The 25361-nt window shown below is 40.6% G+C and carries 24 protein-coding genes, 6 tRNA genes and 1 pseudogene; 20 read left to right on the top strand and 11 right to left on the bottom strand.

The annotated features are described in order from the left end of the window. Positions 1 to 8: 8 nt before the first annotated feature. The 4 genes and pseudogenes from F3J02_RS12645 to F3J02_RS12630 all read right to left on the bottom strand — a co-directional run bounded on the left by F3J02_RS12645 (position 9) and on the right by F3J02_RS12630 (position 2181). Positions 9 to 731, bottom strand: a complete 723-nt coding sequence (locus F3J02_RS12645; RefSeq protein WP_167250097.1) for a DsbC family protein — start codon at positions 729 to 731, stop codon at positions 9 to 11. Between the two features lie 83 nt (positions 732 to 814). Next, positions 815 to 1135, bottom strand: a complete 321-nt coding sequence (locus F3J02_RS12640) for a low molecular weight protein tyrosine phosphatase family protein (RefSeq protein WP_167250095.1) — start codon at positions 1133 to 1135, stop codon at positions 815 to 817. A gap of 4 nt (positions 1136 to 1139) precedes the next feature. Next, positions 1140 to 1370, bottom strand: a pseudogene (locus F3J02_RS18620) (hypothetical protein). Positions 1371 to 1458: 88 nt separating this feature from the next. Further along, the gene (locus tag F3J02_RS12630; RefSeq protein WP_167249777.1) at positions 1459 to 2181 is read right to left on the bottom strand and encodes a YgfZ/GcvT domain-containing protein; all 723 of its coding nucleotides are present in this window, start codon (positions 2179 to 2181) and stop codon (positions 1459 to 1461) included. A gap of 183 nt (positions 2182 to 2364) precedes the next feature. On the opposite strand from F3J02_RS12630, the gene F3J02_RS12625 reads away from it, so the two are divergent. The 5 genes from F3J02_RS12625 to F3J02_RS12605 all read left to right on the top strand — a co-directional run bounded on the left by F3J02_RS12625 (position 2365) and on the right by F3J02_RS12605 (position 4474). Continuing rightward, positions 2365 to 2817 (top strand): SRPBCC family protein, encoded by a 453-nt coding sequence (locus F3J02_RS12625; protein WP_416224652.1) that lies wholly within the window; start codon positions 2365 to 2367, stop codon positions 2815 to 2817. 34 nt (positions 2818 to 2851) lie between these two features. Then, the gene (locus F3J02_RS12620) at positions 2852 to 3214 is read left to right on the top strand and encodes a DUF2004 domain-containing protein (RefSeq protein WP_167249773.1); all 363 of its coding nucleotides are present in this window, start codon (positions 2852 to 2854) and stop codon (positions 3212 to 3214) included. 24 nt (positions 3215 to 3238) lie between these two features. Continuing rightward, entirely contained in the window at positions 3239 to 3595 is a 357-nt protein-coding gene (locus F3J02_RS12615) for a DUF488 domain-containing protein (RefSeq protein ID WP_167249771.1), read from the top strand. A 51-nt stretch (positions 3596 to 3646) separates the two neighbouring features. Continuing rightward, positions 3647 to 3991: a zinc ribbon domain-containing protein YjdM gene (locus F3J02_RS12610; RefSeq protein ID WP_167249768.1), complete on the top strand. Its 345-nt coding sequence runs from the start codon at positions 3647 to 3649 to the stop codon at positions 3989 to 3991. 147 nt (positions 3992 to 4138) lie between these two features. Next, a complete protein-coding gene (locus tag F3J02_RS12605; RefSeq protein WP_167249766.1) occupies positions 4139 to 4474 on the top strand; it encodes a YegP family protein in 336 nt (111 codons plus the stop codon). Positions 4475 to 4528: 54 nt separating this feature from the next. On the opposite strand, the gene F3J02_RS12600 is transcribed toward F3J02_RS12605, so the two are convergent. Together F3J02_RS12600 and F3J02_RS12595 are read right to left on the bottom strand one after the other, a co-directional pair. Next, on the bottom strand, positions 4529 to 6244 hold the full coding sequence (locus tag F3J02_RS12600; protein ID WP_167249764.1) for a proline--tRNA ligase: 1716 nt from the start codon (positions 6242 to 6244) through the stop codon (positions 4529 to 4531). 197 nt (positions 6245 to 6441) lie between these two features. Continuing rightward, the gene (locus F3J02_RS12595; protein WP_167249761.1) at positions 6442 to 7095 is read right to left on the bottom strand and encodes a hypothetical protein; all 654 of its coding nucleotides are present in this window, start codon (positions 7093 to 7095) and stop codon (positions 6442 to 6444) included. 279 nt (positions 7096 to 7374) lie between these two features. Here F3J02_RS12595 and pilG point away from each other — a divergent pair, with 279 nt between their 5' ends. The 6 genes from pilG (at position 7375) to F3J02_RS12565 (ending at position 16571) form a co-directional block, all read left to right on the top strand. Further along, on the top strand, positions 7375 to 7758 hold the full coding sequence (gene pilG / locus F3J02_RS12590; protein WP_004802929.1) for a twitching motility response regulator PilG: 384 nt from the start codon (positions 7375 to 7377) through the stop codon (positions 7756 to 7758). 20 nt (positions 7759 to 7778) lie between these two features. Further along, the gene (locus tag F3J02_RS12585) at positions 7779 to 8141 is read left to right on the top strand and encodes a response regulator (RefSeq protein ID WP_004652355.1); all 363 of its coding nucleotides are present in this window, start codon (positions 7779 to 7781) and stop codon (positions 8139 to 8141) included. 40 nt (positions 8142 to 8181) lie between these two features. Then, the gene (locus F3J02_RS12580) at positions 8182 to 8718 is read left to right on the top strand and encodes a chemotaxis protein CheW (RefSeq protein ID WP_005206065.1); all 537 of its coding nucleotides are present in this window, start codon (positions 8182 to 8184) and stop codon (positions 8716 to 8718) included. A gap of 46 nt (positions 8719 to 8764) precedes the next feature. Then, positions 8765 to 10849, top strand: coding sequence for a methyl-accepting chemotaxis protein (locus tag F3J02_RS12575; RefSeq protein ID WP_167249759.1), 2085 nt, complete (start codon positions 8765 to 8767; stop codon positions 10847 to 10849). A 153-nt stretch (positions 10850 to 11002) separates the two neighbouring features. Beyond that, positions 11003 to 16102, top strand: coding sequence for an Hpt domain-containing protein (locus F3J02_RS12570; protein ID WP_167249757.1), 5100 nt, complete (start codon positions 11003 to 11005; stop codon positions 16100 to 16102). 13 nt (positions 16103 to 16115) lie between these two features. Then, complete coding sequence (locus F3J02_RS12565; protein ID WP_005206060.1) at positions 16116 to 16571, top strand: hypothetical protein; 456 nt, start codon at positions 16116 to 16118, stop codon at positions 16569 to 16571. Positions 16572 to 16620: 49 nt separating this feature from the next. On the opposite strand, the gene dapE is transcribed toward F3J02_RS12565, so the two are convergent. The 3 genes from dapE to F3J02_RS12550 all read right to left on the bottom strand — a co-directional run bounded on the left by dapE (position 16621) and on the right by F3J02_RS12550 (position 19000). Next, entirely contained in the window at positions 16621 to 17754 is a 1134-nt protein-coding gene (gene dapE / locus F3J02_RS12560) for a succinyl-diaminopimelate desuccinylase (RefSeq protein WP_005192851.1), read from the bottom strand. Between the two features lie 123 nt (positions 17755 to 17877). Beyond that, on the bottom strand, positions 17878 to 18021 hold the full coding sequence (locus tag F3J02_RS12555) for an entericidin A/B family lipoprotein (protein ID WP_016541456.1): 144 nt from the start codon (positions 18019 to 18021) through the stop codon (positions 17878 to 17880). Positions 18022 to 18142: 121 nt separating this feature from the next. After that, positions 18143 to 19000, bottom strand: a complete 858-nt coding sequence (locus F3J02_RS12550) for a DUF1853 family protein (RefSeq protein WP_167249755.1) — start codon at positions 18998 to 19000, stop codon at positions 18143 to 18145. 100 nt (positions 19001 to 19100) lie between these two features. Between F3J02_RS12550 and F3J02_RS12545 the strand changes: the two genes are divergently transcribed. The 9 genes from F3J02_RS12545 to F3J02_RS12505 all read left to right on the top strand — a co-directional run bounded on the left by F3J02_RS12545 (position 19101) and on the right by F3J02_RS12505 (position 21775). Continuing rightward, entirely contained in the window at positions 19101 to 19466 is a 366-nt protein-coding gene (locus F3J02_RS12545) for a YbaN family protein (RefSeq protein WP_167249753.1), read from the top strand. A gap of 260 nt (positions 19467 to 19726) precedes the next feature. After that, positions 19727 to 20236 (top strand): cell wall-recycling L,D-carboxypeptidase ElsL, encoded by a 510-nt coding sequence (gene elsL, locus F3J02_RS12540; RefSeq protein WP_167249751.1) that lies wholly within the window; start codon positions 19727 to 19729, stop codon positions 20234 to 20236. A 163-nt stretch (positions 20237 to 20399) separates the two neighbouring features. Further along, positions 20400 to 20475 (top strand) — tRNA-Val (locus F3J02_RS12535). Positions 20476 to 20498: 23 nt separating this feature from the next. Next, positions 20499 to 20575, top strand: a tRNA-Asp gene (locus tag F3J02_RS12530). A gap of 43 nt (positions 20576 to 20618) precedes the next feature. Beyond that, positions 20619 to 20695, top strand: a tRNA-Asp gene (locus F3J02_RS12525). 102 nt (positions 20696 to 20797) lie between these two features. Further along, a tRNA-Val gene (locus F3J02_RS12520) sits at positions 20798 to 20873 on the top strand. A gap of 40 nt (positions 20874 to 20913) precedes the next feature. Beyond that, positions 20914 to 20990 (top strand) — tRNA-Asp (locus tag F3J02_RS12515). A gap of 139 nt (positions 20991 to 21129) precedes the next feature. After that, a tRNA-Val gene (locus F3J02_RS12510) sits at positions 21130 to 21205 on the top strand. 87 nt (positions 21206 to 21292) lie between these two features. Next, positions 21293 to 21775 (top strand): DUF2750 domain-containing protein, encoded by a 483-nt coding sequence (locus tag F3J02_RS12505; RefSeq protein WP_167249749.1) that lies wholly within the window; start codon positions 21293 to 21295, stop codon positions 21773 to 21775. Positions 21776 to 21797: 22 nt separating this feature from the next. Here the strand turns inward: F3J02_RS12505 and F3J02_RS12500 are convergent, their stop codons facing one another. Beyond that, entirely contained in the window at positions 21798 to 22583 is a 786-nt protein-coding gene (locus F3J02_RS12500; protein ID WP_167249747.1) for a YdcF family protein, read from the bottom strand. A gap of 122 nt (positions 22584 to 22705) precedes the next feature. Next, the gene (locus tag F3J02_RS12495) at positions 22706 to 25243 is read right to left on the bottom strand and encodes a PepSY domain-containing protein (RefSeq protein WP_167249745.1); all 2538 of its coding nucleotides are present in this window, start codon (positions 25241 to 25243) and stop codon (positions 22706 to 22708) included. Between the last annotated feature and the right edge of the window lie 118 nt (positions 25244 to 25361).

Below are 25361 nucleotides of genomic sequence, written 5' to 3'. Positions count from 1 at the left end.
TTTAATCTTTATTTCTGAGAACTGGCTTCCTGTAAAAGTTGCTCAATCTGTTCTGCATTTTGCGGACTACCCGAGAGTCGTATACCATTTTGCAAGAATATCGTTGGTGTGCCATCAATTTGTAATTTTTGACCTAGGGCGAGATTTTTCTGAATAGGGGTTTCACACTGTGCTGCATTTTTAGGTGCTTTACGGTGCAGCATATAATCTTCCCAAGCTTCATATTGATTTTTTGAGCACCAAATTTTATTGGCGATAGCTTCTGCTTGAGGATGTAGTTTCTTGAGCGGGAACAAGAACAGATACACGGTGACATTATCAACTGAAGTCATGTGCTGCTCAAGCTTTTGGCAATAAGGGCAATCAGGGTCACTAAAGACATAGAGGATACGCTCTCCATCTCCTTTGACATATTTAATTGCCTGATCGAGAGGTAGTTGTTTGACATCAATTTTGCCAAATTCAGCTAAACGCTCTTCGGTTAGATTTTTCTTGTTTTTGACGTCAAGTAGATTACCAAAAAACAGGTATTTAGCTGTTTCATCTGTATAGATAATTTTACCTGCGGCATAGACTTCATAAATACCTGGTAAAGGAGAGGAGTTAACTGATTTGACTGGAATATCTGGATAATTCTGTTTGAAGTTTCGTTCCAGTGTTTTGCTGTCGGCATGCAGGCTTTGTACGCTGAGAAGACTCAAGCTGAGTACAGATAACCATGTTTTGATCATTATTTTCATGAGAAATCGGTTGTATTGAGAATAGGTGAACAATAACGTTCATTTTGGTTTTCGACAAGAATGATCGTTAAACTTTATTTTAAATAAGGTTGCATCGCTAATTGAAGTAACTCAATCAGATCTGAGTCCATATAGTGATAGTCATCTGGAATATCGAGCACAAACACTTTCTTATGCGTGAGTTGTTTGGAAAACTGTTGTTTGATTTGTTGTTTATGTCGAGATTCCATCACAAAAATTTGCTCGGCCCAAGCGATATCTTTGGGTGAAATTGTATGTTTGGCGTGACGGCTGGTTCCCGCTGAACGGGTATGTAGACCATACCCTTGAGCGAAAATACGTTCGGCTGTAGGACTACGCCATTGATTGCGACTGCAAATGAAAAGAGTGTTCAGAATTTTAAATCCATGAGTTGAAATGAGCTTCACGTAAATATTTTGCTTTGGGAATTCGAGGATATTCAATTCTTAATTGTTTGGCACGTACAAGTTTATCTTGTCGTGTATACAGATATTTCTATTGTTTAGGAGGCTTCCAACAGAGGGAACGATGCCTACAGTCTCGACCACGAAATAGAAGCTTTTGTTTACGTCGCCAGGCTCGATTAGGTTATTGTGATACATGATCCATATTAAAAAACTCATGCGTTGATCGGGTTTAGCAGCCGCGATAACACATGAGTTTTTAATATAAAACAAAGCCTGATTTTTACACGTATTTAGCTTGGTCGTGCTACATCACCATTAAGCATTTCTGGTAAATCTAAAATGCTTACACCGAGTTCTTCTAAAGCAACGGGTTTTGCAATGACCAGCGCTAAATAGCCTTCTTCATATGCAATACTATTGACCACTTCAACATCTTTATTGAGTTGAGTTGCAGAGGCAGGAAGATCCCCTTTGGCTTGGATTAAATGAAGCCAGTGTTTTGGTTTAGCTTTAAACCATAGACGTGCCACAATTTCCTGACCGAGATAGCAACCTTTATCGAAATGTACACCATCACGTTGATGTAAACGTAATTCTTGAGGTTGAAATAGGTGTTCAGTATTTTGACTAATCCATGCTTGTCCAGACTGAATTGCTTGAATCTGCCAAGCATTTATATCGGTTTCGGTTGGCGAAAATTCAGTTTGAATGCCGTTTGCCGTTGGAAAGACAGAACCTATTTCTTCTAATTTCATCTTAGAAAAAGCACCAAATTTTTTAATATGTTTAGCAAATTCTTCTGCTTGGTCTTGAGTGGTGACAAGTTCAAAAGCTTCTGGATTTAATCTTTTAATCCATAAACCAAAATGAATACGTCCTTTTAAGTCACAAATAGCAGTATAGCGACTTTCATTTTCAGGTAAACGTTCTACATGAATAGTCACTTGACCCTGTAAAAATTTTTGTGCATCGACACCATTTAAACTAAAAGCACTAAAAGCAAGCTGACTCATAGATCAATCCTAAAGCTGCGTTCTGGTCACTAAAAATATGGATTGTTATTTTGCGCCATTTTTCATAAAAAAGCAGCTTGAGATTCTCGATATTCGTGTTCAAATGAGCGATTGATGGCGTAGCATTTGAACAACAAATCGCTATGATAAATCGATCCAACAGAATAATAGTGAAATTGGAGAATAATAATGACTGGAATAGTACGATTACATCGCGTATTCAATGCGCCACCCGCTCGAGTTTTTAAAGCCTTTCTTGACCCAGATGCCTTAGTGAAATGGATGGCTCCGCATGGCTTTACAGCGAAAGTTCATCATCTAGATCCACAAGAAGGTGGAACTTATAAAATTTCATTTAGCAATTTTTCAACAGGACGTAGTCATTCGTTTGGTGGAACCTATATAGAACTCGTGCCAAATGAATTGCTACGTTATACCGATAAATTTGATGATCCGAATTTACCGGGTGACATTCAGGTCACAATTCAATTGAAGCAAGTCTTGGTTGGAACCGAAGTGCATATTACCCAAGAAGGATTACCTGATGTAATACCTGTTGAGGCATGTTATCTCGGTTGGCAAGAGTCGCTTTATTTATTGGGCTTATTGGTGCAAGCAGAGATACCAGACCAATAAATCAAACGACTTAAATCTTAAATAAAGAGTTTTGATGATTATTACATTGGGGGATGCTATGTCAGAACAAGCGATTGTTGAACGCCGTGAACAACTTGCACGTATAGCGATGCGTGAAGCCTTAGAAAATCAACAAGCTGAAGATAGTGTGGAATTGTTTATTCAACACCATCTGGAGGAAGTGGAGCCAGCATATTGGAAAAAACACTTTGGAACTGCAACACCATTACCTACACAGGTGTTAGCGTTGTTGGTGCTTGCTCATCAGTGGCAAGATGAGGACTTGGACAGTTATGATATGCTGGATTTTACCTTGCCAGATGAAATCACCAACTATGTGATTTGCGTGAGTTTTGATGCAAAAGGACAGGTTATTGATATATCAATGGAAAGTTGACTGAATAAGCTGTTGGAGAGTCGTGTGCAAATTGAGATCAAACGTATTTATGATCCTGTGGAGTCAACCGATGGGCAGCGTGTACTGGTTGATCGCTTATGGCCAAGAGGTATTTCTAAAGAGCGTGCGCATTTGGATTTATGGCTGAAAGAAATTGCACCTTCAACTGAATTGCGGCAGGCTTTTTGTCATCAAGCAGAGCACTGGTTGAGTTTTCAAGAGGGATATTATCAAGAGCTTAAAGATAATCCGTATGTACATCAGCTCCGAGAAATGGCAGAGCAACAGCAATTGACGCTGATTTATGCAGCTAAAGATCCTGAGCTTAATCATGCTTTGGTACTTAAAAATTATTTACTTGGCAAAGCGATTCAAGCCTAAATTTTGAAAAACTGCGTCTATCCATCATAATAGTCGTTTTGAGTTTCTTTTATGTCTTTTCCAAATTGCCCACAATGCCAATCAGAATATACTTATCAAGATGGCGATTTATTGATTTGCCCTGAATGTTCACATGAATGGAAGGAAGGGGAAACTTCAGCTTCAGAATTACAAGACATCATTAAAGATGCCAACGGTAATGTATTGGCAGATGGTGATAGTGTTACGGTTGTGAAAGACCTAAAAATTAAAGGTTCATCTTCTGTGGTGAAGGTGGGAACAAAGGTAAAAAGTATCCGCTTAGTACCTGATGCAAGTGATGGTCATAATATTGATTGTAAGATTGATGGGGTTGGTGCGATGAAATTGAAATCAGAGTTTGTGAAAAAAGTTTAAATTTTTATTTAGGGGCATGAAAATGCTCCTTTTTTCTATCTGATATAAATTACCAAAAGTGAACAAAAAACAATCTTCTTAAACGGTGAGAGCTGATCTATATTGTTGAGATAACAAACAACAGTAACTCCAAGAATAGAGGTCTTTATGTCAGGATGGTTTGAAGTCAGTCAGGCGAGTGATGGGCAATATCGCTTCGTATTAAAAGCAGGTAATAGTGAGACTGTTTTAACGAGTGAATTATATAAAACCAAAGCAGCTGCACTGAATGGGATTGCATCAGTACAAAAAAATAGTCCTGATGATGGTCGTTATGAAAAATTAACTTCTAAAAATGATAAGCCATACTTTAATTTAAAAGCTGCAAACCATCAGGTGATTGGTAACAGTCAGCTGTATTCAAGTGAACAGTCGCGTGATAAAGGCATTGAGTCTGTGAAAAAGAATGGACCATCAGAAACGATTAAAGATTTAACCACTTAACCCCAATAAAAAAGCCGTTTCATTGAAACGGCTTTTTTACAGCTAGAATTGAGATTAGCGAACAAGTTTTGCTAATAATTCTTCTTTATTGAGGTTGCTGGCATCAGCATCGCGACGCCCTTTATATTCGAAAGTGCCTGCATCTAAGCCTTTCTCACCAATCACGATACGATGAGGAATACCCATCAACTCAAGATCAGAGAATTTCACGCCTGGACGTTCGTTACGATCGTCTAGTAATACGTCATAGCCTTGTGCTTGTAATTCAGCATAGAGTGCTTCAGCTGCTTCAAGCGTACGTGGTGATTTATGTGCATTCATTGGCACAATTGCAACTTCGAATGGTGCAATCGCTTGTGGCCAGATAATGCCTTTATCATCAAAGTTTTGTTCGATTGCAGCAGCGACTACACGTGTTACCCCAATTCCGTAACAACCCATGGTTACGGTAAATGGTTTGCCATCTTCACCTAAGACTTTACAGCCCAAAGCTTCAGAATACTTTGTACCGAGTTGGAAAATATGACCAACTTCAATACCACGTCTAATTTGGATTGTACCTTTACCATCTGGAGAAGGGTCGCCTTCAACCACATTACGTAGGTCAAACACTTCCGTGAATTTCGCATCACGCTCCCAGTTTACACCTGTTGCATGTTTGTCGACTTCATTTGCACCCGCCACAAAGTCAGACAATACTGACGCAGCGCGATCCACAATCACAGTTAAGCCTTTTTCTAGCAGACCTTGTGGACCGCAGAAACCAGCTGTTAGGCCGTGTTGTTGCAATTGTTCTTCAGTTGCAAATGCTAAAGGTGCTGCAATCAATGGATGCTTTTCAGCTTTAATATCATTGAGCTCATGGTCGCCACGTAAGAACAAGGCTACAACTGGTGTATTGCCTTTGTCATCGGTTGGACCTTGTACTAATAATGCTTTAACAGACTGTTTGGCATCGGCATTTAAGAACTGGCAAACATCAGCAATAGTTTTTTGATTTGGCGTATCGACCAAGGTCAATGCTTGAGTTGCAGCAGCGCGCTCACCGACTAAAAGTGCTTCTGCCATTTCAACGTTCGCAGCAAAGTCCGATTCTGTCGAGAACGCGATGTCATCTTCACCGCTTGATGCAAGTACATGGAATTCATGCGATGCAGAACCACCAATTGAACCTGTATCTGCTTGTACTGGACGGAAATCCAAGCCTAAACGCGTAAAGATACGACTATAGGTGTCATACATGACATCATAGGTTTCTTGTAATGATGCTTGATCCGCATGGAAAGAATAAGCATCTTTCATAATGAATTCACGCGAGCGCATCACACCAAAACGTGGACGAATTTCATCACGGAATTTGGTTTGAATTTGATAGAAATTCAATGGTAATTGCTTATAGCTTTTAAGCTCGTTACGCGCCAAGTCGGTAATCACTTCTTCGTGAGTTGGACCAAGTACAAAAGGATTATCATGACGATCTTTAAAGCGTAATAGCTCTGGGCCGTATTGTTCAAAACGACCTGATTCTTCCCAAAGCGCAGCAGGTTGTGTCACAGGCATGAACACTTCTAATGCGCCTGAACGATTCATTTCTTCACGAACAATCGCATCTACTTTCTTTAAAACGCGCGTTCCCATGGGCAACCAAGAGTATAAGCCAGAAGCTAATTTACGAATCATCCCCGCACGTAACATGAGCTGGTGTGAAATCACTTCAGCATCATTTGGGGTTTCTCTTAACGTTGCAAATAAAAAGCGGCTTGCGCGCATGGAAACTGTCCTAAAGTTAAGTGTTATTTAAAAAGTGCTATAAAATGAGCAAAATAATGGGCCCAGTTTTGAGCAAATGGCATTATGACATGAAACGTGCAATTTCGCGCAGTATAAAGCAGTAGCATGTGGTTAAATATTGAAATCGTTTAAAAATTAGTATCGAGACGATAGGAGATTTATAGAAGATTGAGAGATTAAGTCGAGCCGAGTGTATTTAAACGATTGATAATATCGCTATATTCAACCTCAGTCTTGTGGTAGGCGTTGCGTAGGCTTTCAACGGTTTTTTTGACGTTTTCAATATTCTGAGCATTATTCTCAAGGTTGTTTTTAAGTTGTGCTGGTAGCATTTCACCTTTGCGATGATACTCCATTTCTTGACGTTTAAAACTAATCTTATCTTTTTGTAATTGCTGCAATTGTTCCTGTTGATAATTCAACTGTTTTTTTAAGGTGGCCAAAATCTGATCCCGTTTTGCTGCGGCAATTTGTGGGCTACCGTAGGCGCGTTTTAATCTTAAGTCTTGTTCACGACGACGTGCTTGAGATTCTCGTTGGGCAGATTGCTGAGCATCTGCTGCGGCATTATAAGCACGATTGCGTTTGATCACTTGCATATTACGATCGAGTGCTTCATAACCGTGCCGGATATGTTCTGGCGTGACAGAGGTGCTGACATTGGCAACACCGTTTTTGTCATAATAACGATACCAAACAGGCTTAGCTTGTTCAGTTGCGGCAAAAGTGGAACTGTTGACAAATAGCAATAGAAAAAAACAACAAATGTAACTACGAGTAATCGTTGTAAAGTGACGAATGCGGAAACCGCACTTTAACGAACCAGTCATTACATTCCCCGTAAAAAAGTTAATTAAATCACTTATTTTTAAATAATAATCAGTTGTATATTAGTGCTAATTTAGACATTTAAAAATAGTTATTCAGCAAAAAAAATAGGAATTTAATCAAAAGTGTGAACTGTTTGTGATTGTTAAGAGAAACTGATAGGTTGGTTCAAAAAACTTCATTGATAATGCAAGTAAAGATATGTTAAAAATATCAACTAATCTGTATAAAACAAATTAAACCAACCATAGTTTGTATTGAGTATTGGGGCAGGACAATAAATGGACGATAAATTTCAAAATTTAAAGGTGATGGTGATTGACGATTCAAAAACGATTCGCCGTACAGCTGAGACCTTGTTACAACGTGAAGGTTGTGAAGTGATCACTGCGGTTGATGGCTTTGAAGCATTGTCAAAAATTGCTGAAGCCAATCCAGATATCGTTTTTGTAGACATCATGATGCCTCGTTTAGACGGTTATCAAACCTGTGCATTAATCAAAAATTCTCTAAATTATCAAAATATTCCAGTAATTATGTTGTCAAGCAAAGACGGTTTGTTTGATCAGGCTAAAGGGCGTGTTGTGGGGTCGGATGAATATTTAACGAAGCCATTTAGTAAAGATGAGTTGTTAAACGCGATTCGCAACCACGTTAGCGCATAAAATTTAAGATTGAGGAAAAAATGGCTCGTATACTTATTGTAGATGATTCACCTACTGAAACATTTCGCTTTAGAGAAATTTTGACAAAGCACGGTTATGACGTTATTGAAGCAACCAATGGTGCTGACGGGGTAACCATGGCGCAAGCAGAATTGCCTGACTTGGTGTTGATGGATGTGGTGATGCCAGGGATGAATGGCTTTCAAGCGACACGCCAAATCAGTAAAGGTAAAGACACACAACATATTCCTGTGGTGATTGTCAGTACTAAAGATCAGGCTACAGACCGTGTATGGGGTAAACGTCAAGGGGCTTGTGATTATTTGACTAAGCCGATTGATGAACAGCAGCTTATTGATGTAATTAAACAATTATTAAGTTAATTTTTTGCTCAAGATGAGCCTTCTCAATACGGGATAGGGTATGGCAGCAAATGGATTTATCGAATTGCTTCGTTTATCCAAGCGAGGCAATAAGCAATATACTTCAACTCAAAATGAAGTCAGCCGTTGGTCTGGTATCGCATTTGAGATGTTGGGGCAATATTTTGTTGCGCCGTTAGGGGAAATTTCGGAGGTGATTTATCCTCCGAAATATACACCAGTACCAAATACTCAGGCGTGGGTGCGCGGTTTGGCCAATATTCGTGGACGACTACTTTCCGTTTCTGATTTAACACATTTTATTTCAGGACAGCGAAGTCAGTTTTCCCCAACGCAAAAAGTGATTTGTATTAGCCATCAAGACCATTATGTGGGGTTGGTCGTCGATCAGGTTTTGGGGATTCAACACTTTAATAAAAAGAGTTTTTTCTCTCAAAATAATGAGCTGGATAATAAATTGAAAGATTATTGCCAAGGTCATTTCCATCAACATAATCAACAATGGCATGTGTTTTTATTGAGTCGGTTGCTCAGCAATCCTCAATACATGAATGCATCAATAAAATTTATAAACTAATTTATACGCTACGGAACATAAACGCGTATTCAGGGGAGAAGCTGATATGGGCTTTAAACTTAAAAAAAAGAACGGCAATGGCGATAGTGCAGGGCTGAAAAAAGGTGGTGCGTTTTTAGATAATATTAAAACGCAACTTGACCAGTTTTCGCGCTTATTCGGTGAAACAGAGAAATCAAAACCGATTATCTATCGTGCTTTAATTGCTTTGGCCCTTGCAGTTATCCTCTTAATTTACTTATTCGTGAGTGTTCCGCGTTCGAACCAATTGACCCGTAGTTTGGGTGAATTGCGTTTGTTATCGCAAACCATTTCGCGTCAAGCAACTGAAGCAACTGCGTCTGGTACGCCAGAAGCAATGAAAAAACTAGTTGAGTCAGAGAAGCAGTTTGCTGAAAACCTAGACACGGTTGAAAGTGTGTATGGTAAAGGCTCTGATGAATATAAGAAGGTGAGTGGACTTTGGGACACTGTCGCTAAGAATATTGATCTAATTGCATCGCAACAAAAAGTCATTAACCAACTTTACGATACCAACATCTCGATTAGTGAAACGATTCCTGAAATTCAGGCTGAATATAACTTGATGGTCGATCAAATGGTTCGTGAGAACATGCCGAGTAGTCAGGTAATTATCACTAAAAACCAAGTGTTCATCGCGGAACGTATTTTACGTTCGATTAACTCGGTACTGGTGGGTACAGACAACTCAAACGTTTCAGCGAATGACTTTGGTGCCGATATCGATACCTTTGGTGTTTATTTAAATGCACAGTTAAATGGTAGCTCAGAGCTTGGTGTAGACCGTATTAGTTCATCAGCATTACGTGAGTCTGTAGACAGCATTAAATCTGATTATGATGCAGTATTGAAATCTGCGGCAGCAACCGTATTGCAAAACGCCAATCAGATTGTTCGTGTACGTCAGGCATCTTCACAAATTTTCTCTCAGTCTGATGCGCTTTTGACCTCACTCAATGATTTGTCAAACAAAGCAGAAGGCGGTTGGGGTAACGTGATTGCCGGTATTGTACTGATTGGTGCTTTAGGCTTACTTGTATTCTCTGCATTACAATTACTTGCACTACGTAGTAATACGGATAAAGAACGTGTAACGCGTTTACAAGATGAATATGACCGTAACCAAAACGCGATTTTGCGTTTACTGGATGAGATTGCCGACTTAGCGGACGGTGACTTGCGTTCGTATGCAACGGTATCTGAAGACTTTACGGGTGCGATTGCCGACTCGATTAACTTTGCGATTGACCAGTTACGTGACCTTGTATCTCGAATTACAGATACCTCGCAAGAAGTTGCACGCTACACCCAAGATACCCAGAGCATTACCAACCAGTTAGCGGAAGCTTCTGAACATCAGGCGCAAGAAATTGCAGGTGCATCAGCCGCGATGAACGAAATGGCATTGTCAATTGACCAAGTATCTGCCAACGCATCTGAATCAGCTGACGTAGCACAACGTTCGGTACAAATTGCAACCAATGGTGCGCAAGTGGTAAACCGTTCGATCGAAGGTATGGATCACATTCGTGAACAGATTCAAGAGACTTCAAAACGTATTAAACGTTTGGGTGAATCTTCTCAAGAAATTGGTAACATCGTCTCGTTGATTAACGATATTGCCGACCAAACTAACATCTTGGCATTAAACGCAGCGATTCAAGCATCGATGGCAGGTGAAGCAGGTCGTGGTTTCGCGGTCGTAGCGGACGAGGTACAACGTCTTGCAGAACGTTCTGCATCAGCAACCAAGCAGATTGAGAGCTTAGTAAAAACCATTCAAACAGATACTAACGAAGCTGTAATTTCGATGGAACAAACTACGTCGGAAGTTGTACGTGGTGCGAACTTGGCGAAAGATGCAGGTATTGCACTAGATGAGATTCAAACGGTATCGGGTGACTTGGCAAAACTGATTGCAAGCATTTCGGATGCAGCAAAACTTCAGTCAGCATCTGCCAGCCATATTGCAACCACGATGAATGTCGTTCAGGAAATTACTTCACAAACAACAACTGCAACGTTTGATACAGCGCGCTCAGTTTCTGAGTTGGCAAACATGGCTGAATCATTACGTGAATCGGTAACTGACTTTAAGTTACCTGAGTAAACCGAATTGGAAAGGCAGATGGGGGTGTCTGTCTTTCCATTTTTAGAGATGTTGGATATCTCAACAAGGTGATGGCGAAATGTAACTACATCTTGTGTGATAGATAGACGTAATTTTTACCCACGTTGGTGGATAAAAACGAAAGAAGCAGCTATGAAACAAATATTAAAAACGTTAGTTGAAACGATGACGCTTCCTGAAGACAGTTATCTTGAACAAGATGCAGAGATTCTTGAAATTTTTATTGAAGAATTAGATGAGATCTTTGTTGAGTTAGAACCATTATTAGTTCAATGGACGGAACAACCACATCAGCAAGATGTGCTTACAGATATTCGCCGCCATTTTCATACGCTGAAAGGCTCTGGAAGAATGGTTGGAGCGAAGTCGTCTGGAGAGTTGGCGTGGACGGTTGAAGATACTTTGAATCGTGTCATTGCTGGTACGATTACCTTAAATACCGATATTCAGCGCTATATACAAACAGTTTTCAATCTGTACCGTTTTAAACTGATTCATGATTTTAAAGCCGTTCAAAAACATCTCATCGATTTCAGACCACTGGTTTTATTAGGGCAACAATTACAACAACAGCAAAGTCCTGAGCCAGCGTTGGCTGAGTTGTTTAAGCTTGCTACTGATCTGACACATGATGATGTAATGACAGGCCTTGAATGGGCGGCAGATGCTGAAGCAGTTGAAGAAACTGTACCTGAAACCATTGCTGTCGAATCTCTTTCAGCCGAGACAACAAATCATACCGATGATGAAGTTCTTGCGAAAGAAACTTTGGCAATCTTCTTGGAAGAGGCAGAAGAGCATCTTGCCACAATTGATCAATTCTTAGTGAATGATCATCCGAGTAATGATCACTATAATACGCTGATCCGAGCATTACATACCTTACGTGGTAGCTCTGCCATGGCGCAGGTTGATCATGTATTTGAGGCCAGCTCAAAAGTTGAGAATCTGTTTAAGACATTATTACAAGAAGAGCTGGATTCAAGTTCAGATGAAACGGCTTTGCTGACACATTATGCTCAATTTGTACGTGATTATTTACATACCTTGAAGCAACAAGCGCCACAGCTGAAGTTTGATGAAATCTATGCAACCTTCAACGTTGCATGGGATAGCTATGACTTCCAACTCGAAGAAAAGAATGGGACTACAGTTCGACCACAAGGTTTGGTTTCTGAGCTACTCGAACTGAATATCAATGATCTCTTAGATGTCGAGTTCGATTTTGAAAAACGTGCGCGTCACGAGTTTCCTAAGTATATTCAGTTACTCAGCCAGCAAGCTGAGACCTTGTTGCAGCATACCCATCACCATGCAACGATTGGTATGTATCAGTACACCAGCCAGTTGCGTTCAAGCTATCAAGATATTCTATTTAAACCAAGTTTACTTAATCTTGATTATGCATTTGAGCTTTATCATCAAGTACATCAACAGTTTATTCAACTGTTTGATACTTTGGCCGCGGGACAACGGGTTACCTTAAGCAAAGCGCATGAACTTGTTTTAAATGAATTAAGCTCATTTACTCAACAAAATGTTGAGTCCTTGGAAACACCAGTTGTTGAGGTCACTGAGGCAGTTGAACAGACAAATACCGTCGAACTCCAACAGGCAACTACACCTGTTATTGCCGCTACTACCGATTTAGCTGCTCAATTTGTTTTAGATAAGCAACTGTTGCAGTCGGATGATGCGAATCGTGACTTTGATCCAGATTTATTGGATATCTTCCTTGAAGAGGCCGATGAGTTACTGGGTGGTATTGATGCCGATCTAAATACTTGGGCTGCGGACCATCAAAACGTCAATGCGTTAAAGAATTTGATGCGTTATTTGCACACCTTAAAAGGTGGCTCAAATATGATTCAAGCGCGTCATATTGGCTTAATTGCACATGAATTAGAAACGATCTACGAGAAGTTGATCAATCAACAAATTCAGGCAACGCCACAATTGATTGCTACGATTCGTTCAGTTCAAGATGATATTGCAGATCGTATTCAAACTATTCGTGATCAACAGGTGGATTATCCATCGACACACACTTTGGTTGTGCTTGCTAATTTATCCAAAACTGCTGTTGTGGCAGATGCAGTTGAAACTGAATCGGTACCAGCAACACTACCAGATCAATCAACTGTAATTGAAGATGTTGTTGAGTCATCAGAGGCAATGATTACGGTAGCGCCAGCCAAAACTGAGTCTGTATCAGCTGCGATTGATGTCACCACATATGCTGCTCAGTTAGCTCTGGATAAGCAACAGTTACAATCAACAGATGCAAACCGTGACTTTGACCCAGACTTATTGGATATCTTCCTTGAAGAAGCAGATGAGTTGATGGGTGGGATTGATACGGATCTGAATACTTGGACTGCCGATCATCAAAATATCAATGCGTTAAAGAACTTGATGCGTTATTTGCACACCTTAAAAGGTGGTTCAAATATGATTCAAGCACGTCATATCGGTTTGATCGCGCATGAATTAGAAACGATTTATGAAAAGCTGATCAACCAGCAGATTCAAGCAACGCCACAACTAATTGCGATCATTCGTTTAGTCCAAGATGATATTGCAGATCGTATTCAAACTATTCGCGATCAGCAAACAGATTACCCATCTACTCATGTGGTGCAGTTACTACAACAGGCAGATCAAGCAGTTGCTCCTGCAACGTTGGACACAGCTGTTGAGGATACGCCTGTAGATGAAGTCAATGAAACTGAAAGCGTTGCTACTCAAGCAGAAGTTCTTGAATTTATCGAGGCTGAAGCTGAAGTTGACGTGCAGCCAATAGCGCTTGAAGAGCAAGTTAGCAGTGTTGAAGTTGAAGAGGAAGTGTTGGAAGATACTTCAGCAGCTCAAACTGTTGAGACAGAGACCACGTCGGCAGATGACGATGTTCGTTCTCTGGTTGAACAGACTTTCCTAGAGGAAGCGGAAGAATTAATAGAGCAGGCACAAGGCTTATTAAAACAATGGTTTGATCAACGTGGTAACCGTAGTTTACTGTTGCAGTTACAGCGTAATGCCCACAGTCTCAAAGGTGGTGCACGTATGGCAGAAATGGATGCTATTGCCATTATTGCCTACCACTTAGAAAATGCATTCGAGCAATTTGGTGTACATCATTTCAATTCGAATGTGTATGACAACTTACTCAATACCGCATTTGCTTGGCTGAATGATGCAATCTTTAAACGTCAATATGCGAATTTCGACGGCTTAAAACAAAGCCTAGAAAAAATGGAGTTTGTCGACGTTTCTGCGCAACTGCCACAAAAGCTTTCTGCTAAAGATATCTTTACCCCTGAATATACGATGGAATTTGTTCAGGGAGACGGTACTGAGCCGCCGTCAATGCTGGGTGAATGGGAAACCACAGAACGGATTGAACAGAATAATGAAATGATCCGTGTTTCTGCTGATGTCATTGAGAAGATGATTGACTTGTCTGGGGAAAATGCGATCAACCGTTCACGTATTGAAATGGACCTAGGTCAGTTGGGCGGTACTTTGACGGAAATGGAACTGGCAATCAAACGTTTGGCGGATCAATTACGTCGAATGGAAGGTGAGTTGGAAAGCCAGATTATTGCACGACACGGTGGTGAAAACTCGCGTTATGCCGATTTTGACCCACTGGAAATGGACCAGTATTCATCGTTGAACCAATTGTCTAAATCATTGGCAGAGTCTGCATCGGATTTGGTTGACTTCAAAACCACACTGTCTGAAAAGATTCGTGATACCGAAGGTTTGTTGTTACAGCAGTCACGTATTCAGGCTGAAATTCAAGAAAGCTTGATGCGTACTCGCCTGGTCCCATTCTCGCGTCTATTGCCGCGTTTACAACGTATCGTGCGTCAAACAGCATCGACCTTGAACCGTCCTACAGAACTGGTGGTGAATAATACTGAAGGTGAATTAGACCGCAGTATTCTTGAACGTCTGGTTGCACCGTTTGAACATATGTTACGTAATGCGATTGACCACGGGATTGAAGACCGCGAACAACGTCTACAGGCAGAAAAGCCAGAGACTGGACATATTGTGCTAAACATTGGGCGTCAAGGTACAGATGTGGTTGTGACCTTCAGCGATGACGGTAAAGGGATTGATGTTAACCGTATCAAAGAAAAAGCATTACAGACTGGTTTAATGACCAAAGATCAGAAACTTGATCAGGAAGAAATTCTACAATTTATCTTCCATCCGGGCTTTAGTACCGCGGCTCAAGTCACTCAAATTTCTGGACGTGGTGTAGGTCTGGATGTGGTACAAAGTGATATTAAAACGCTAGGCGGTCACGTCAGTGTCGATTCAACTTTAGGTAAAGGAACGACCTTTACCATTCGCGTACCAACTACAGTAGCGGTAAGCGATGCCTTGATGGTAAAAGCAGGCGATCAACAGTTTGCTTTCCCGTTGGCGCAGATCGATCGTATTGTGCGTATCTCACCAATGGCATTAGAGCAGTACTTCGATAGTCAAGAAGACTACTTCAGTATTGACCAAGAACGCTATCGTTTACGTTATTTGTCGGAGTTCGTTGCTGGGCAACCAATTCCACGTTTGAGCGGTGTGGTTCACTCATTGCCTGTGCTGTTAATTAAAGGTGCCCAAGGTCAGACTACGGCATTGCTAGTTGACCAGTTGATTGGATCGCGAGGACAAATTGTTGTAAAACCTGTGGGGCAACAGTTCTCAAGTATTGGCGTAATTGCAGGTGCCACCATCCTAGGTGATGGTCAAGTATGTTTGATTTTGGATGGTCAAAACATTGCTCGACAAGCGCAGTCAACTGCGCGTAGTAAACAGGCTGATGAGACTTATACCAAACAGCGTTATGATGAACGTCGCCTGATTATGATTGTCGATGACTCAGTAACGGTACGTAAGGTAACTTCACGTTTGTTAGAGCGCCAAGGTTATGACGTTGTAACTGCGAAAGATGGTGTGGATGCAATCGAACAACTTGAGACGATTAAGCCAGATCTGATGTTGTTGGATATCGAGATGCCACGTATGGATGGCTTTGAAGTATCGAATCTGGTACGACATCATGAAATCCACCGTGATTTACCAATCATTATGATTACATCACGTACCGGTGAGAAGCATCGTGAACGTGCATTATCGCTTGGTGTAAACCAATATATGGGTAAACCGTTCCAAGAGGAGGCACTCTTGGAAAATATTGAAAGCTTACTTGCAGTGCGCTAAGAGGTGAAAAATAATGGCAAAGAAAAGCGCAAACTCAGCACTGGGGCAGATTGACCAGCAAGAGTTACAACATTTAATTACGGTTTCAACAGGATTTATTGATGCATATATTATTCAATGCCATCAAAAAGTGCCGATGCTGTTACCGCAAAATATTGTGTTATCCGCAATGGATACTCAAACCAATGTTGATCATATTGAATGGCATGATCTAAAACTTCCTGTCTATGCCGTGAATGATCCGAAGCAGAAACAAGGGGTTGCGTTGGTGATTGAAGGGGATGATGTTTCTGAGCGATTTGCTTTGGTCTGCGATGAAATGCCTGAATCGATTCGTGTGCGTATTTCAGAAATTGTGGATGAAGAGCGCGAAACCGATGACGACAAAGTTTTTAAATATGTAAAAATGGGAGAGCATGAATTCTATGTTCCCCATTTGCAAAATATACAAACCCAGCTCGGGTTGTAATAAAAAAGGAACTCATTTGAGTTCCTTTTTTATTGATCTCTTTTTATTTTTAAGCAAGCAGCTCAATTAAAATCTGTTCATAGATTTCAGCCAATGGTTCAAGTTCAGCGACATTGACATGCTCATTAATCTGATGGATGGTTGCATTCAACACACCTAACTCAAGTACTTGCGCACCTGTAGGGGCAATAAAGCGACCATCTGAGGTTCCGCCACTGGTTGAAAGTACAGTATCAATGCCTGTAACATTTTTAATCGCCGTTTTTGCAGCATTCACCAACTCACCAACGGGTGTAAGGAATGGTAAACCAGATAAAGTCCACTGAATATCATAATTCAGTTGATGCTTATCTAAGGTCTCAAGTACACGTTGTTTTAAGATGTCTGCAGTGACTTCGGTTGAATAACGGAAGTTGAAAGTGACTTTTAATGTACCTGGAATAACGTTGGTTGCGCCAGTGCCTGCTTGGATATTTGAAATTTGGAATGAGGTTGCAGGAAAGTATTCATTGCCGTTGTCCCAAACTGTTTCGCACAATTCATTGATGGCTTTAGAAGCAGAATGAATTGGGTTCTCAGCCAGATGTGGATAGGCAACATGACCTTGCTTGCCATGAACTGTGAGTACCGCATTTAGAGAGCCACGACGGCCATTCTTGACGATATCGCCCAGTTGATTTGTGCTTGATGGTTCACCGACCAAGCACCACGTCATTTTTTCATTACGCGCTTCTAATGTTTCAACGACTTTAACGGTACCATTGATAGATGGTCCTTCTTCATCCGAAGTAATCAGGAAGGCAATTGAACCTTTGTGATTTGGATGTTTAGCAACAAAACGTTCAGATGCAACTACCATCGCAGCCAATGCGGTTTTCATATCTGCTGAACCGCGCCCATATAATTTACCATCACGAATACTTGGTAAAAATGGATCTGAATTCCATGCATCTAAATGACCCGTTGGTACAACATCGGTATGTCCTGCAAAACAGAATACTGGATTTTCAGTACCGCGGCGTGCCCATAAATTATCAACATCTTCAAAACGCATGTTTTCGATATTAAAGCCAATCTTTGCTAAACGCTCTGCCATGATGTTTTGACAATCATGATCTACAGGCGTTACAGACGGTTGACGAAGGAGTTGTAAACTAAGTTCGAGCGTATCGGAATGGTTCATGCGAGATGTAGCTAAATCTGGTGAAATGTGAACCGATATAATAGGGGAATATGATGCAGAAAGGTATGTAAAAATAAACCTTATCTAGGTTTAGATAAGGTTTTGGTAAGTTGCTTTCAGGGATTACATCTTATCTTGTGTTTTCTCCGCGGTTTGAGTGACTTTATCACCCGCCTTAGATACATCTTTACCAATACCTTTAAATGTATTACAGCCAGTTAAAACAAAAGCAGTCATGATTGAAGCAACTAAGATTTTTTTCATCATCGTCTCCATTTCAATTTAATTATGATGTACTTAAGAGGCTAAAAAAGTTAACAGAAAATGACCATGTGGGTTTGATGGTAGATATGTTATAAAATGTTAATTTGTAGAATAATAATTCACTTTATTTCATAAATAAAAGTGAAGGTTGGCGGAACATATAATAAGAAGGTGTTGGTTGATCCTGATAATATAAACCATTGGTCCACCAAACAGCTGTTTGTGATGAAGACCCTAGATCAGGGCAGAGCCATTCATGACGTTGTAAGCGAGAATAAGGTGTTTGCGGAATCTGTGTACCCCATTGTCCTAAACGCCGTGATGTATTGATCCAAGAAGGTAGGCTTAAATTATTTTGTTCATGGGGTAGATAGAGTTGTCCTTTCATGACGGCAAATTTTCGTTGAATCTGATACTGGTTTGCTTCCGAAAATTGAAATTGACGTTCGGTAAAATGTCTTAATTTTCTTCGTAATGTGTCTTGTCGATTGAGTCCATACCATTGCGCTAAATCTAGTTTTTCTTCACCAAGATAATATTTTAAAGCCACTTCCCAGTGTTCAACTTCTTGCGTCTGTCGATTGAGTACAACAAAATCGAGTTCACCTAAAGTCACTGCACCTGCAATTTTCTGAATACTGTGTCCAAGTAGTTGATAGGGATGGTATTCATCATCCAATAACCAAAACCAGAGTAAATTCTCAAAACGTAAACCAAGGCGTGTACTTTTTAGTTGTGCCAGAAAATCAATCAGCGCTTGAGGCTGTTGATCGAGTTGCTTTAAGCGTTGTTCATAGTTTTGATAATAATTCTGCCACTTGGAATCATGATGAAACTCAAAATTATGCTTTACGGCTAGTTCACTGGGTATTTGCGTCAAGATATTCGGACTGGCAATACAAAACGCTAAATGTCTTACGATAGGAGTCTTAAACTGTAGCCAAGGTTCAAAATAATAAACAGGACTCATTGCGCTAGGCATAAAATAACTCAATCATTGAAATAATAAGTGAAGTTTAAGAAAGAGTGATAAAAACACTTTATACTAGCACGGTTGCAAATAAGTGTCGGTTAATTACTCAATGAAAACATTGTTCTGGCGTAGTTTAGTCGTGATTTTTATTACGTTGGGAATTATTGGGGCAATTCTACCGGGAATGCCAACCACTGTTTTTCTGATTCTTGCAGCGTGGGCTGCTTCAAAAGGCTGGCCAGAAATGGATGCATGGCTATTGAATCATCCGAAGTATGGACCAACGTTACGCAATTGGCGTGAGCATGGCACAGTCCCGCGTAAGGCAAAATGGATTGCCAGTATCATGATGCTGATCAGTGGTGTTTTGATGCTATTTACCAATGCGCCATTTTGGGTAAAAGTCTTTACTGATGTCACTATGTTTATCGTTGCGGTGTGGTTGTGGTTACGCCCCGAGCCTGAGCAGCGTTAAGAAAAGCAACGCTTTTTAGCTGCGCAAGACCTTGCGCCAAATATGGCTCATATGCTGTGAGTGGCGAGTTAAGAAAAGCAATCCTTTGTTCTGAGAATCCTTATCGCCGATCCAAAAGATCAGAATAAGATTAAATCATGCTGCATTGTTTTTTGTTTCTATATTTAAAACCGACGAACAATTAAAACTACCTAAAAGTACAAGAAAAAGATTGCGGTCTATGTTGAAATAAAAGTGTTCTATCATCTATCGAGATAAAAATGAGCTATACCCTAGATCAGGCAGATATCGTCATTGATTTAGCAAAGCAAACCTTACATTTGCCAAAACATAATAAATTCTATGTGATCTCTTCAGGTAAAAACGGTATCGGTGAACAGGAAAATAGTGGCAAGACACCAAGAGGTTGGCATCAGGTTGCACAAAAGATTGGTGGTGATGCACCTAAAAATGCCGTTTTTATTGCACGCCAACCCACAGGTGAAGTGTATGACCAACAACTAGCACAGCAATTTCCACAACGAGATTGGATCTTGTCACGAATTTTATGGTTGGATGGTTTAGAGGAAGGCTTTAACCATGGGGAAGGGCACGATACGTTTAAGCGTTATATCTATATCCATGGTACCCCAGACACAGAACCGATGGGCATTCCAATGTCACATGGTTGCATTCGGATGAAGAATGATGAAATTGTTGAATTGTTTGAGCTCGTTTCTGAGCAAGCCGTGGTTTATATTTCTGAACATGCCTTAGAAAATAAAGTGTGAAAATGCAAATAAGTGCTTAAATAAAATACGGAAATATCAAATTTTTAATGGAATCACTTATTTTTTAATCATTCGTGCGGTTTTTTAGGAAAAGAGTGGCAAAAGCGTTTGACAGGCTGTAAAGATTCTCTATAATGCACCTCACAAACGATGAAGACGTTAAGGGCGCTTAGCTCAGTTGGTAGAGCGTCTGCCTTACAAGCAGAATGTCGGCGGTTCGATCCCGTCAGCGCCCACCAAGCCTTTACGTTAAAACTCAAGTGCAGCGGTAGTTCAGTTGGTTAGAATATCGGCCTGTCACGCCGAGGGTCGCGGGTTCGAGCCCCGTCCGCTGCGCCACTTAAGTTTTAATAATTGTTTGTCATGATTGCAAAATTATCGTGCAGCGGTAGTTCAGTTGGTTAGAATATCGGCCTGTCACGCCGAGGGTCGCGGGTTCGAGCCCCGTCCGCTGCGCCACTTAAATTTGCAAGAATGAAATAGAGTTGAGTACATTGGAATTTATTTCTTTTATACTTAAACAAATTTTAAAGCAATGCTTTAAGTTTGTTACCTCGCTCAGGGCGCTTAGCTCAGTTGGTAGAGCGTCTGCCTTACAAGCAGAATGTCGGCGGTTCGATCCCGTCAGCGCCCACCATAATTTGTGACATTTACTTCTCACTATGAAGTAATACAGTGCAGCGGTAGTTCAGTTGGTTAGAATATCGGCCTGTCACGCCGAGGGTCGCGGGTTCGAGCCCCGTCCGCTGCGCCATTCTTTTGATATCAGTTTAAGAGAATGTTAGTTTTAACAAGTATTTTTATACTTGATCTCTGATTCGAGATGCCATTAGAAAAATCAAAGATTTTTCTCTTGCGCTCAGACAAAGCTTCGCTTTGTTTATCCTCGCTCAGGGCGCTTAGCTCAGTTGGTAGAGCGTCTGCCTTACAAGCAGAATGTCGGCGGTTCGATCCCGTCAGCGCCCACCATATATCTCTCCAAATCTCATATCATTGTAATCATTACAAAGTTATTTTATGATTAGCATCAATAATGATTCTAATATGAAGTACTTTATGAGAAACCCTTATCAACGCAAGGCTGCGTCGAAATCTCAAACTACACCTGCTAATTCTTCGCTTAAAGACGCTTACCGTCAGTTTATTCAAAATATTATTATGCAACGTCACGTGATTGCACTTTATCATGAGGGGTGGGCCTTATGCTCAACACCATCAGGACAGCATGCATTATCCGTTTGGCAGAATAAAAGTTTGGCAAAATTACTGATTAAAGACAATTGGGCGCAATACGAAATTCAGGAAGTGCCGTTGCTGGCCTTTATTGAGAAGATGATTCCATTTTTAAAAGAAAACAATACGATTTTATCTTTAGATTTAACACCAGAGGGAAATAATTTATTGGTTTCCCCTGATGCTTTGTTATTGGATATTAAGAATTTTTTATACCAAATATATTTACAACGTCCTGATGTATTTGCTGAGTTAAAACTTCCTCTACCTCGCGATATTCGTTTGCATAACTCAGCTTCATCCTAGTATTGAAAAGGAAGACCCTCAATCAATACTCATTTAAGATCCAGCCACTTGCATAGGCGAAGTATTCTCTTAACCATGCATTATAACGTGTTGCCAAAGGTGTGATTGCACCAAGCATGGTGATATTGCTGTAACCTTGTTTCTTGGCAATGGCAGCGGCACGTAAGGTATGGAAATCACTGGTGACGATTGCAATTGGCTGCTGAATAGTAATGTGTTGCGCCTGCAATAAGGCTTGACTATTTTTGAGATTCAGCTCAGTGCTGGTACTCTTATCTTCTAAAATGATGTGTGATGCAGGAATGTGATAGTGCTGTTGTACATAACGTGACATTACTACAGCTTCGCTGTCTGTTTCACCAAAATCAATACCACCTGTCATGACTAATTTTGCTTGGGGTTGAGCTAAAGCAACAGGTGCAGCGCGATCTAAGCGTTTTGCGAGTGTGGCAGAAGGTTGTCCATTTTCAACACCGCTTCCTAATACAATAATTGCTTTAACTGGAGGGATATTTTGAGCTTTGGCATTATTATCTGAAAGATAATCGAAGAAATAGCCTAAGCTAACGACCCAAATCCAGAAACACAGCCAGCCGAAGCGCCAGATTGAATGTAAACGGAAATGATAGAAAAAGAAACGTTCAATATGGTAATAGAAATAAGCATAGAGACAGAAAAATAGTCCAAGTAGCAGCGGCAGTACTGTTCCGATGTGAATCTTTTTAAAGGCGATCAGAATTGCGCCATCTAAGAACAGAACTGAACCGATAAGGGCTAAAACAATACGAACCCATGAACTTATTTGCATAATCTTAATTGTGTCGATTTGAACCGTGCTAAGTGTATGCAAAATTCAGAGAAAGGCAAATCCTCTTATTGTCTTATAAAAAAACGAGTGACTTGCACTCGTTTTTTTATTCCGAACAATAGTTAATACACGTCTCGACGGTAACGGCCAGTTTGTCTTAACTCATCTAGTTTTTCTTCACCTAGAATATCCATCAGTGCCTGATCGACACCAGAGGCCATACCTTCAATGCTACCACAGACATAAATCACAGCACCTTGCTCAACCCATTTGATGAGTTCATCAGCATTATTGCGTAATACGTCCTGAACATAGATACGCTGTTCTTGATCGCGAGAAAAAGCCAAATCCAAACGCTGTAATGTTCCCATGTTTAACCAGGCTTGAATGGTTTCTTGATAGAAAAAGTCATGTTCGCGTTGACGTTCACCGAAGATCAGCCAATTCGCGGTATAGTTTTGTCGATTACGTTGCTGTAACAAGCTCATGAGACCCGCAATTCCTGTACCATTACCAATACAGATAATTGGACGGTTATCGTCAATGAGATGGAATGATTCATTGGTTCGAATACGCAGGGAAATGGTTTGTTTTAGCTGAGCCAATTCGGTTAACCAACCAGAACCAAGACCGAGTTGATTATTTTCATCGCGTTTTTGGCGAACCACCAGTCTTAGTACTTGTTGAGATGGAATACTGGCAATCGAATATTCACGTGCTGGCAGGGTTGGAAGTTGTTCCAGTAAATCTTCAAGCGTACTAAACGGCTGGATATCAACCCGCAGATTTTTATCCCAAAGTGTTTGTTCAATATTTTGGTTTAATGACTCAACGATACTGTGTGCAGGGGTTTGATATTTGATCAAGAAGTTCTGAATATCAGCCAAACTATTGGCTGGTTGAATTTCTGCAATATCACCAGCATGCCATGTCATGTCAGATGCTGTGGTCAGCTCAATATTATAGGCCGCTTGTCCTAAGCTATCTGGATTGAGTAGGGTACGTTCGCTTAACGTCCATTGATCAAATACTTTCTCAATATTCATTGCATGTAGCTCATGTTGAGTTACCGCAGACAAGCCTTGATTCCAGCGTTGAATATCAGTGGCATTGGCATTATCCACTTCGATCAAGTCGAATAAGGGTTGCGCATGACATTGCTTTAACCATGTATCTACAGCATAACCGAAGCTGCAATAACTATCTGGGTATTCTTTTGAGCCGAGTGCCAGTACAGCATATTGCATTTGGCTCAGATCGAGCTTTTGTTGCATCAATTTCTTGCTGAAACTTACGGCTAGATCAGGTGCTTCGCCTGTGCCATAGGTACTGACGACAAATAAAACCTGTGGTGCCTGTAATAGGTCTTGCTCAGTGAGTTGCTGAATTGGTTTAACCGTAGTTGGCTGCTGTGCTTCTTGCAAGCTGGTCGCTGTACGCCAAGCCAATTGTTCAGCCACACCAGTTTGGGTTGCATAAGTAATCAGCCAAGGCTTAGCATTTGGATCAATCGACTGTGCGCTGAGTGACTGACGTGCCGCTTGAGTTAACTTCTTCTGTTTGCGACGTTTTAGATACAGCATCCAACCAGTTACAAAGAACAGTGGCATTGCCAATGAAGCCAGCATGGCAATAAATTGATAGGTTGAACCAAAGAAACTACCACGATGCACAGGTAGCATACTACTCATGATTTTTTCATTGAGCTTCTTGTCTTCATAGAGTTCAAATTTTTCGAATTTATTATCTTGATAATTATAGACTGCTTGGTTGCGTGCACGTTCATGTTGTGGAATCGCATCGACAAATGAAAGCTCAACCTTGGCATTATCGTGTTTTGGAATATTTAAGGTGAGGCTTGAGTACTCACGCCCAATCTGTGCATTTACTCCTGTCCATGTTTGGCTCAGGATAGCATTGACCTGTGGTTTTGCCAGTTCAGGTTGTTTATCTTTGCCACGTTCATTATTTTGTTGATTCCGTTGCGGTTGTTCAACGCCCATGACTTTGAACATACCTGCACGCCACCAGTCATAAGACCAATATAAGCCTGTACATGCAAACAGTAGATAAAATACGACTACCCATGTCCCAACAACAGCATGTAAGTCCCAAATAAAATTGCGACCTTTGAGTTTGGGTTTAATAAAGAACCATTGTTTAAAGCTATGTTTCTTCGGAAAGCGCAGATAGATGCCACTCAAAACAAAGAAGATGAGCATCAGGGTTGATGCACCCGTAATTTGAGCCCCAAACTCACCAGCGGTTAAATTACGATGCAAACGCTGAATAAATTGTAGGGTGTCACGACCTTTTACATCGGGTAAGATTTCTGCTGTATATGGATTGACCATCATGTTGTAGCCACGACGCGCACCTTCTTTTTTGATATTGACGGTAGAAGATGCTGTTGGGTCGGAAGCAATGGTAATGCTGTTAATTTCAATCTCGGGTTGTTGCTGATTGAAATGTTGATACAACTGGGCAGGAGTGAGTTTTGCTGTTTGGGCAACCTCAACCACATAGCTGTCTTGGTTGATCCATTTTAGAATTTGTGGCTCATATGAATAGATTGCACCTGTTACCCCCATCAAAGAGAGAATAAGCCCCGCGGTAATTCCTAAAAACCAATGGATTTGGAAAAAAACTTTTTTAAGCATGGTCAAAGAATGGAAAGATAATGAAATTCATGTAAAAAATTATAACCCAAGAATAAGTACATAATATGGATTTTGCAGATAATATTGATTTTGATTCTCATTTATTTAGCGGACATTA

The organism is Acinetobacter sp. Tr-809 (genome assembly GCF_011753255.1).
Taxonomy (GTDB): Bacteria; Pseudomonadota; Gammaproteobacteria; order Pseudomonadales; family Moraxellaceae; genus Acinetobacter.
This window is presented reverse-complemented; position numbering and strand designations above follow the sequence as displayed.

Excerpts from the sequence above, each read along its gene's own strand:
- F3J02_RS12645 (WP_167250097.1), bottom strand. The coding sequence starts at position 731 with ATGATCAAAACATGGTTATCTGTACTCAGCTTGAGTCTTCTCAGCGTA.
- F3J02_RS12630 (WP_167249777.1), bottom strand. The coding sequence starts at position 2,181 with ATGAGTCAGCTTGCTTTTAGTGCTTTTAGTTTAAATGGTGTCGATGCA.
- F3J02_RS12620 (WP_167249773.1), top strand. The coding sequence starts at position 2,852 with ATGATTATTACATTGGGGGATGCTATGTCAGAACAAGCGATTGTTGAA.
- F3J02_RS12610 (WP_167249768.1), top strand. The coding sequence starts at position 3,647 with ATGTCTTTTCCAAATTGCCCACAATGCCAATCAGAATATACTTATCAA.
- F3J02_RS12605 (WP_167249766.1), top strand. The coding sequence starts at position 4,139 with ATGTCAGGATGGTTTGAAGTCAGTCAGGCGAGTGATGGGCAATATCGC.
- F3J02_RS12600 (WP_167249764.1), bottom strand. The coding sequence starts at position 6,244 with ATGCGCGCAAGCCGCTTTTTATTTGCAACGTTAAGAGAAACCCCAAAT.
- F3J02_RS12595 (WP_167249761.1), bottom strand. The coding sequence starts at position 7,095 with ATGACTGGTTCGTTAAAGTGCGGTTTCCGCATTCGTCACTTTACAACG.
- pilG (WP_004802929.1), top strand. The coding sequence starts at position 7,375 with ATGGACGATAAATTTCAAAATTTAAAGGTGATGGTGATTGACGATTCA.
- F3J02_RS12585 (WP_004652355.1), top strand. The coding sequence starts at position 7,779 with ATGGCTCGTATACTTATTGTAGATGATTCACCTACTGAAACATTTCGC.
- F3J02_RS12580 (WP_005206065.1), top strand. The coding sequence starts at position 8,182 with ATGGCAGCAAATGGATTTATCGAATTGCTTCGTTTATCCAAGCGAGGC.
- F3J02_RS12575 (WP_167249759.1), top strand. The coding sequence starts at position 8,765 with ATGGGCTTTAAACTTAAAAAAAAGAACGGCAATGGCGATAGTGCAGGG.
- F3J02_RS12570 (WP_167249757.1), top strand. The coding sequence starts at position 11,003 with ATGAAACAAATATTAAAAACGTTAGTTGAAACGATGACGCTTCCTGAA.
- F3J02_RS12565 (WP_005206060.1), top strand. The coding sequence starts at position 16,116 with ATGGCAAAGAAAAGCGCAAACTCAGCACTGGGGCAGATTGACCAGCAA.
- dapE (WP_005192851.1), bottom strand. The coding sequence starts at position 17,754 with ATGAACCATTCCGATACGCTCGAACTTAGTTTACAACTCCTTCGTCAA.
- F3J02_RS12555 (WP_016541456.1), bottom strand. The coding sequence starts at position 18,021 with ATGATGAAAAAAATCTTAGTTGCTTCAATCATGACTGCTTTTGTTTTA.
- F3J02_RS12550 (WP_167249755.1), bottom strand. The coding sequence starts at position 19,000 with ATGCCTAGCGCAATGAGTCCTGTTTATTATTTTGAACCTTGGCTACAG.
- F3J02_RS12545 (WP_167249753.1), top strand. The coding sequence starts at position 19,101 with ATGAAAACATTGTTCTGGCGTAGTTTAGTCGTGATTTTTATTACGTTG.
- elsL (WP_167249751.1), top strand. The coding sequence starts at position 19,727 with ATGAGCTATACCCTAGATCAGGCAGATATCGTCATTGATTTAGCAAAG.
- F3J02_RS12505 (WP_167249749.1), top strand. The coding sequence starts at position 21,293 with ATGAGAAACCCTTATCAACGCAAGGCTGCGTCGAAATCTCAAACTACA.
- F3J02_RS12500 (WP_167249747.1), bottom strand. The coding sequence starts at position 22,583 with ATGCAAATAAGTTCATGGGTTCGTATTGTTTTAGCCCTTATCGGTTCA.
- F3J02_RS12495 (WP_167249745.1), bottom strand. The coding sequence starts at position 25,243 with ATGCTTAAAAAAGTTTTTTTCCAAATCCATTGGTTTTTAGGAATTACC.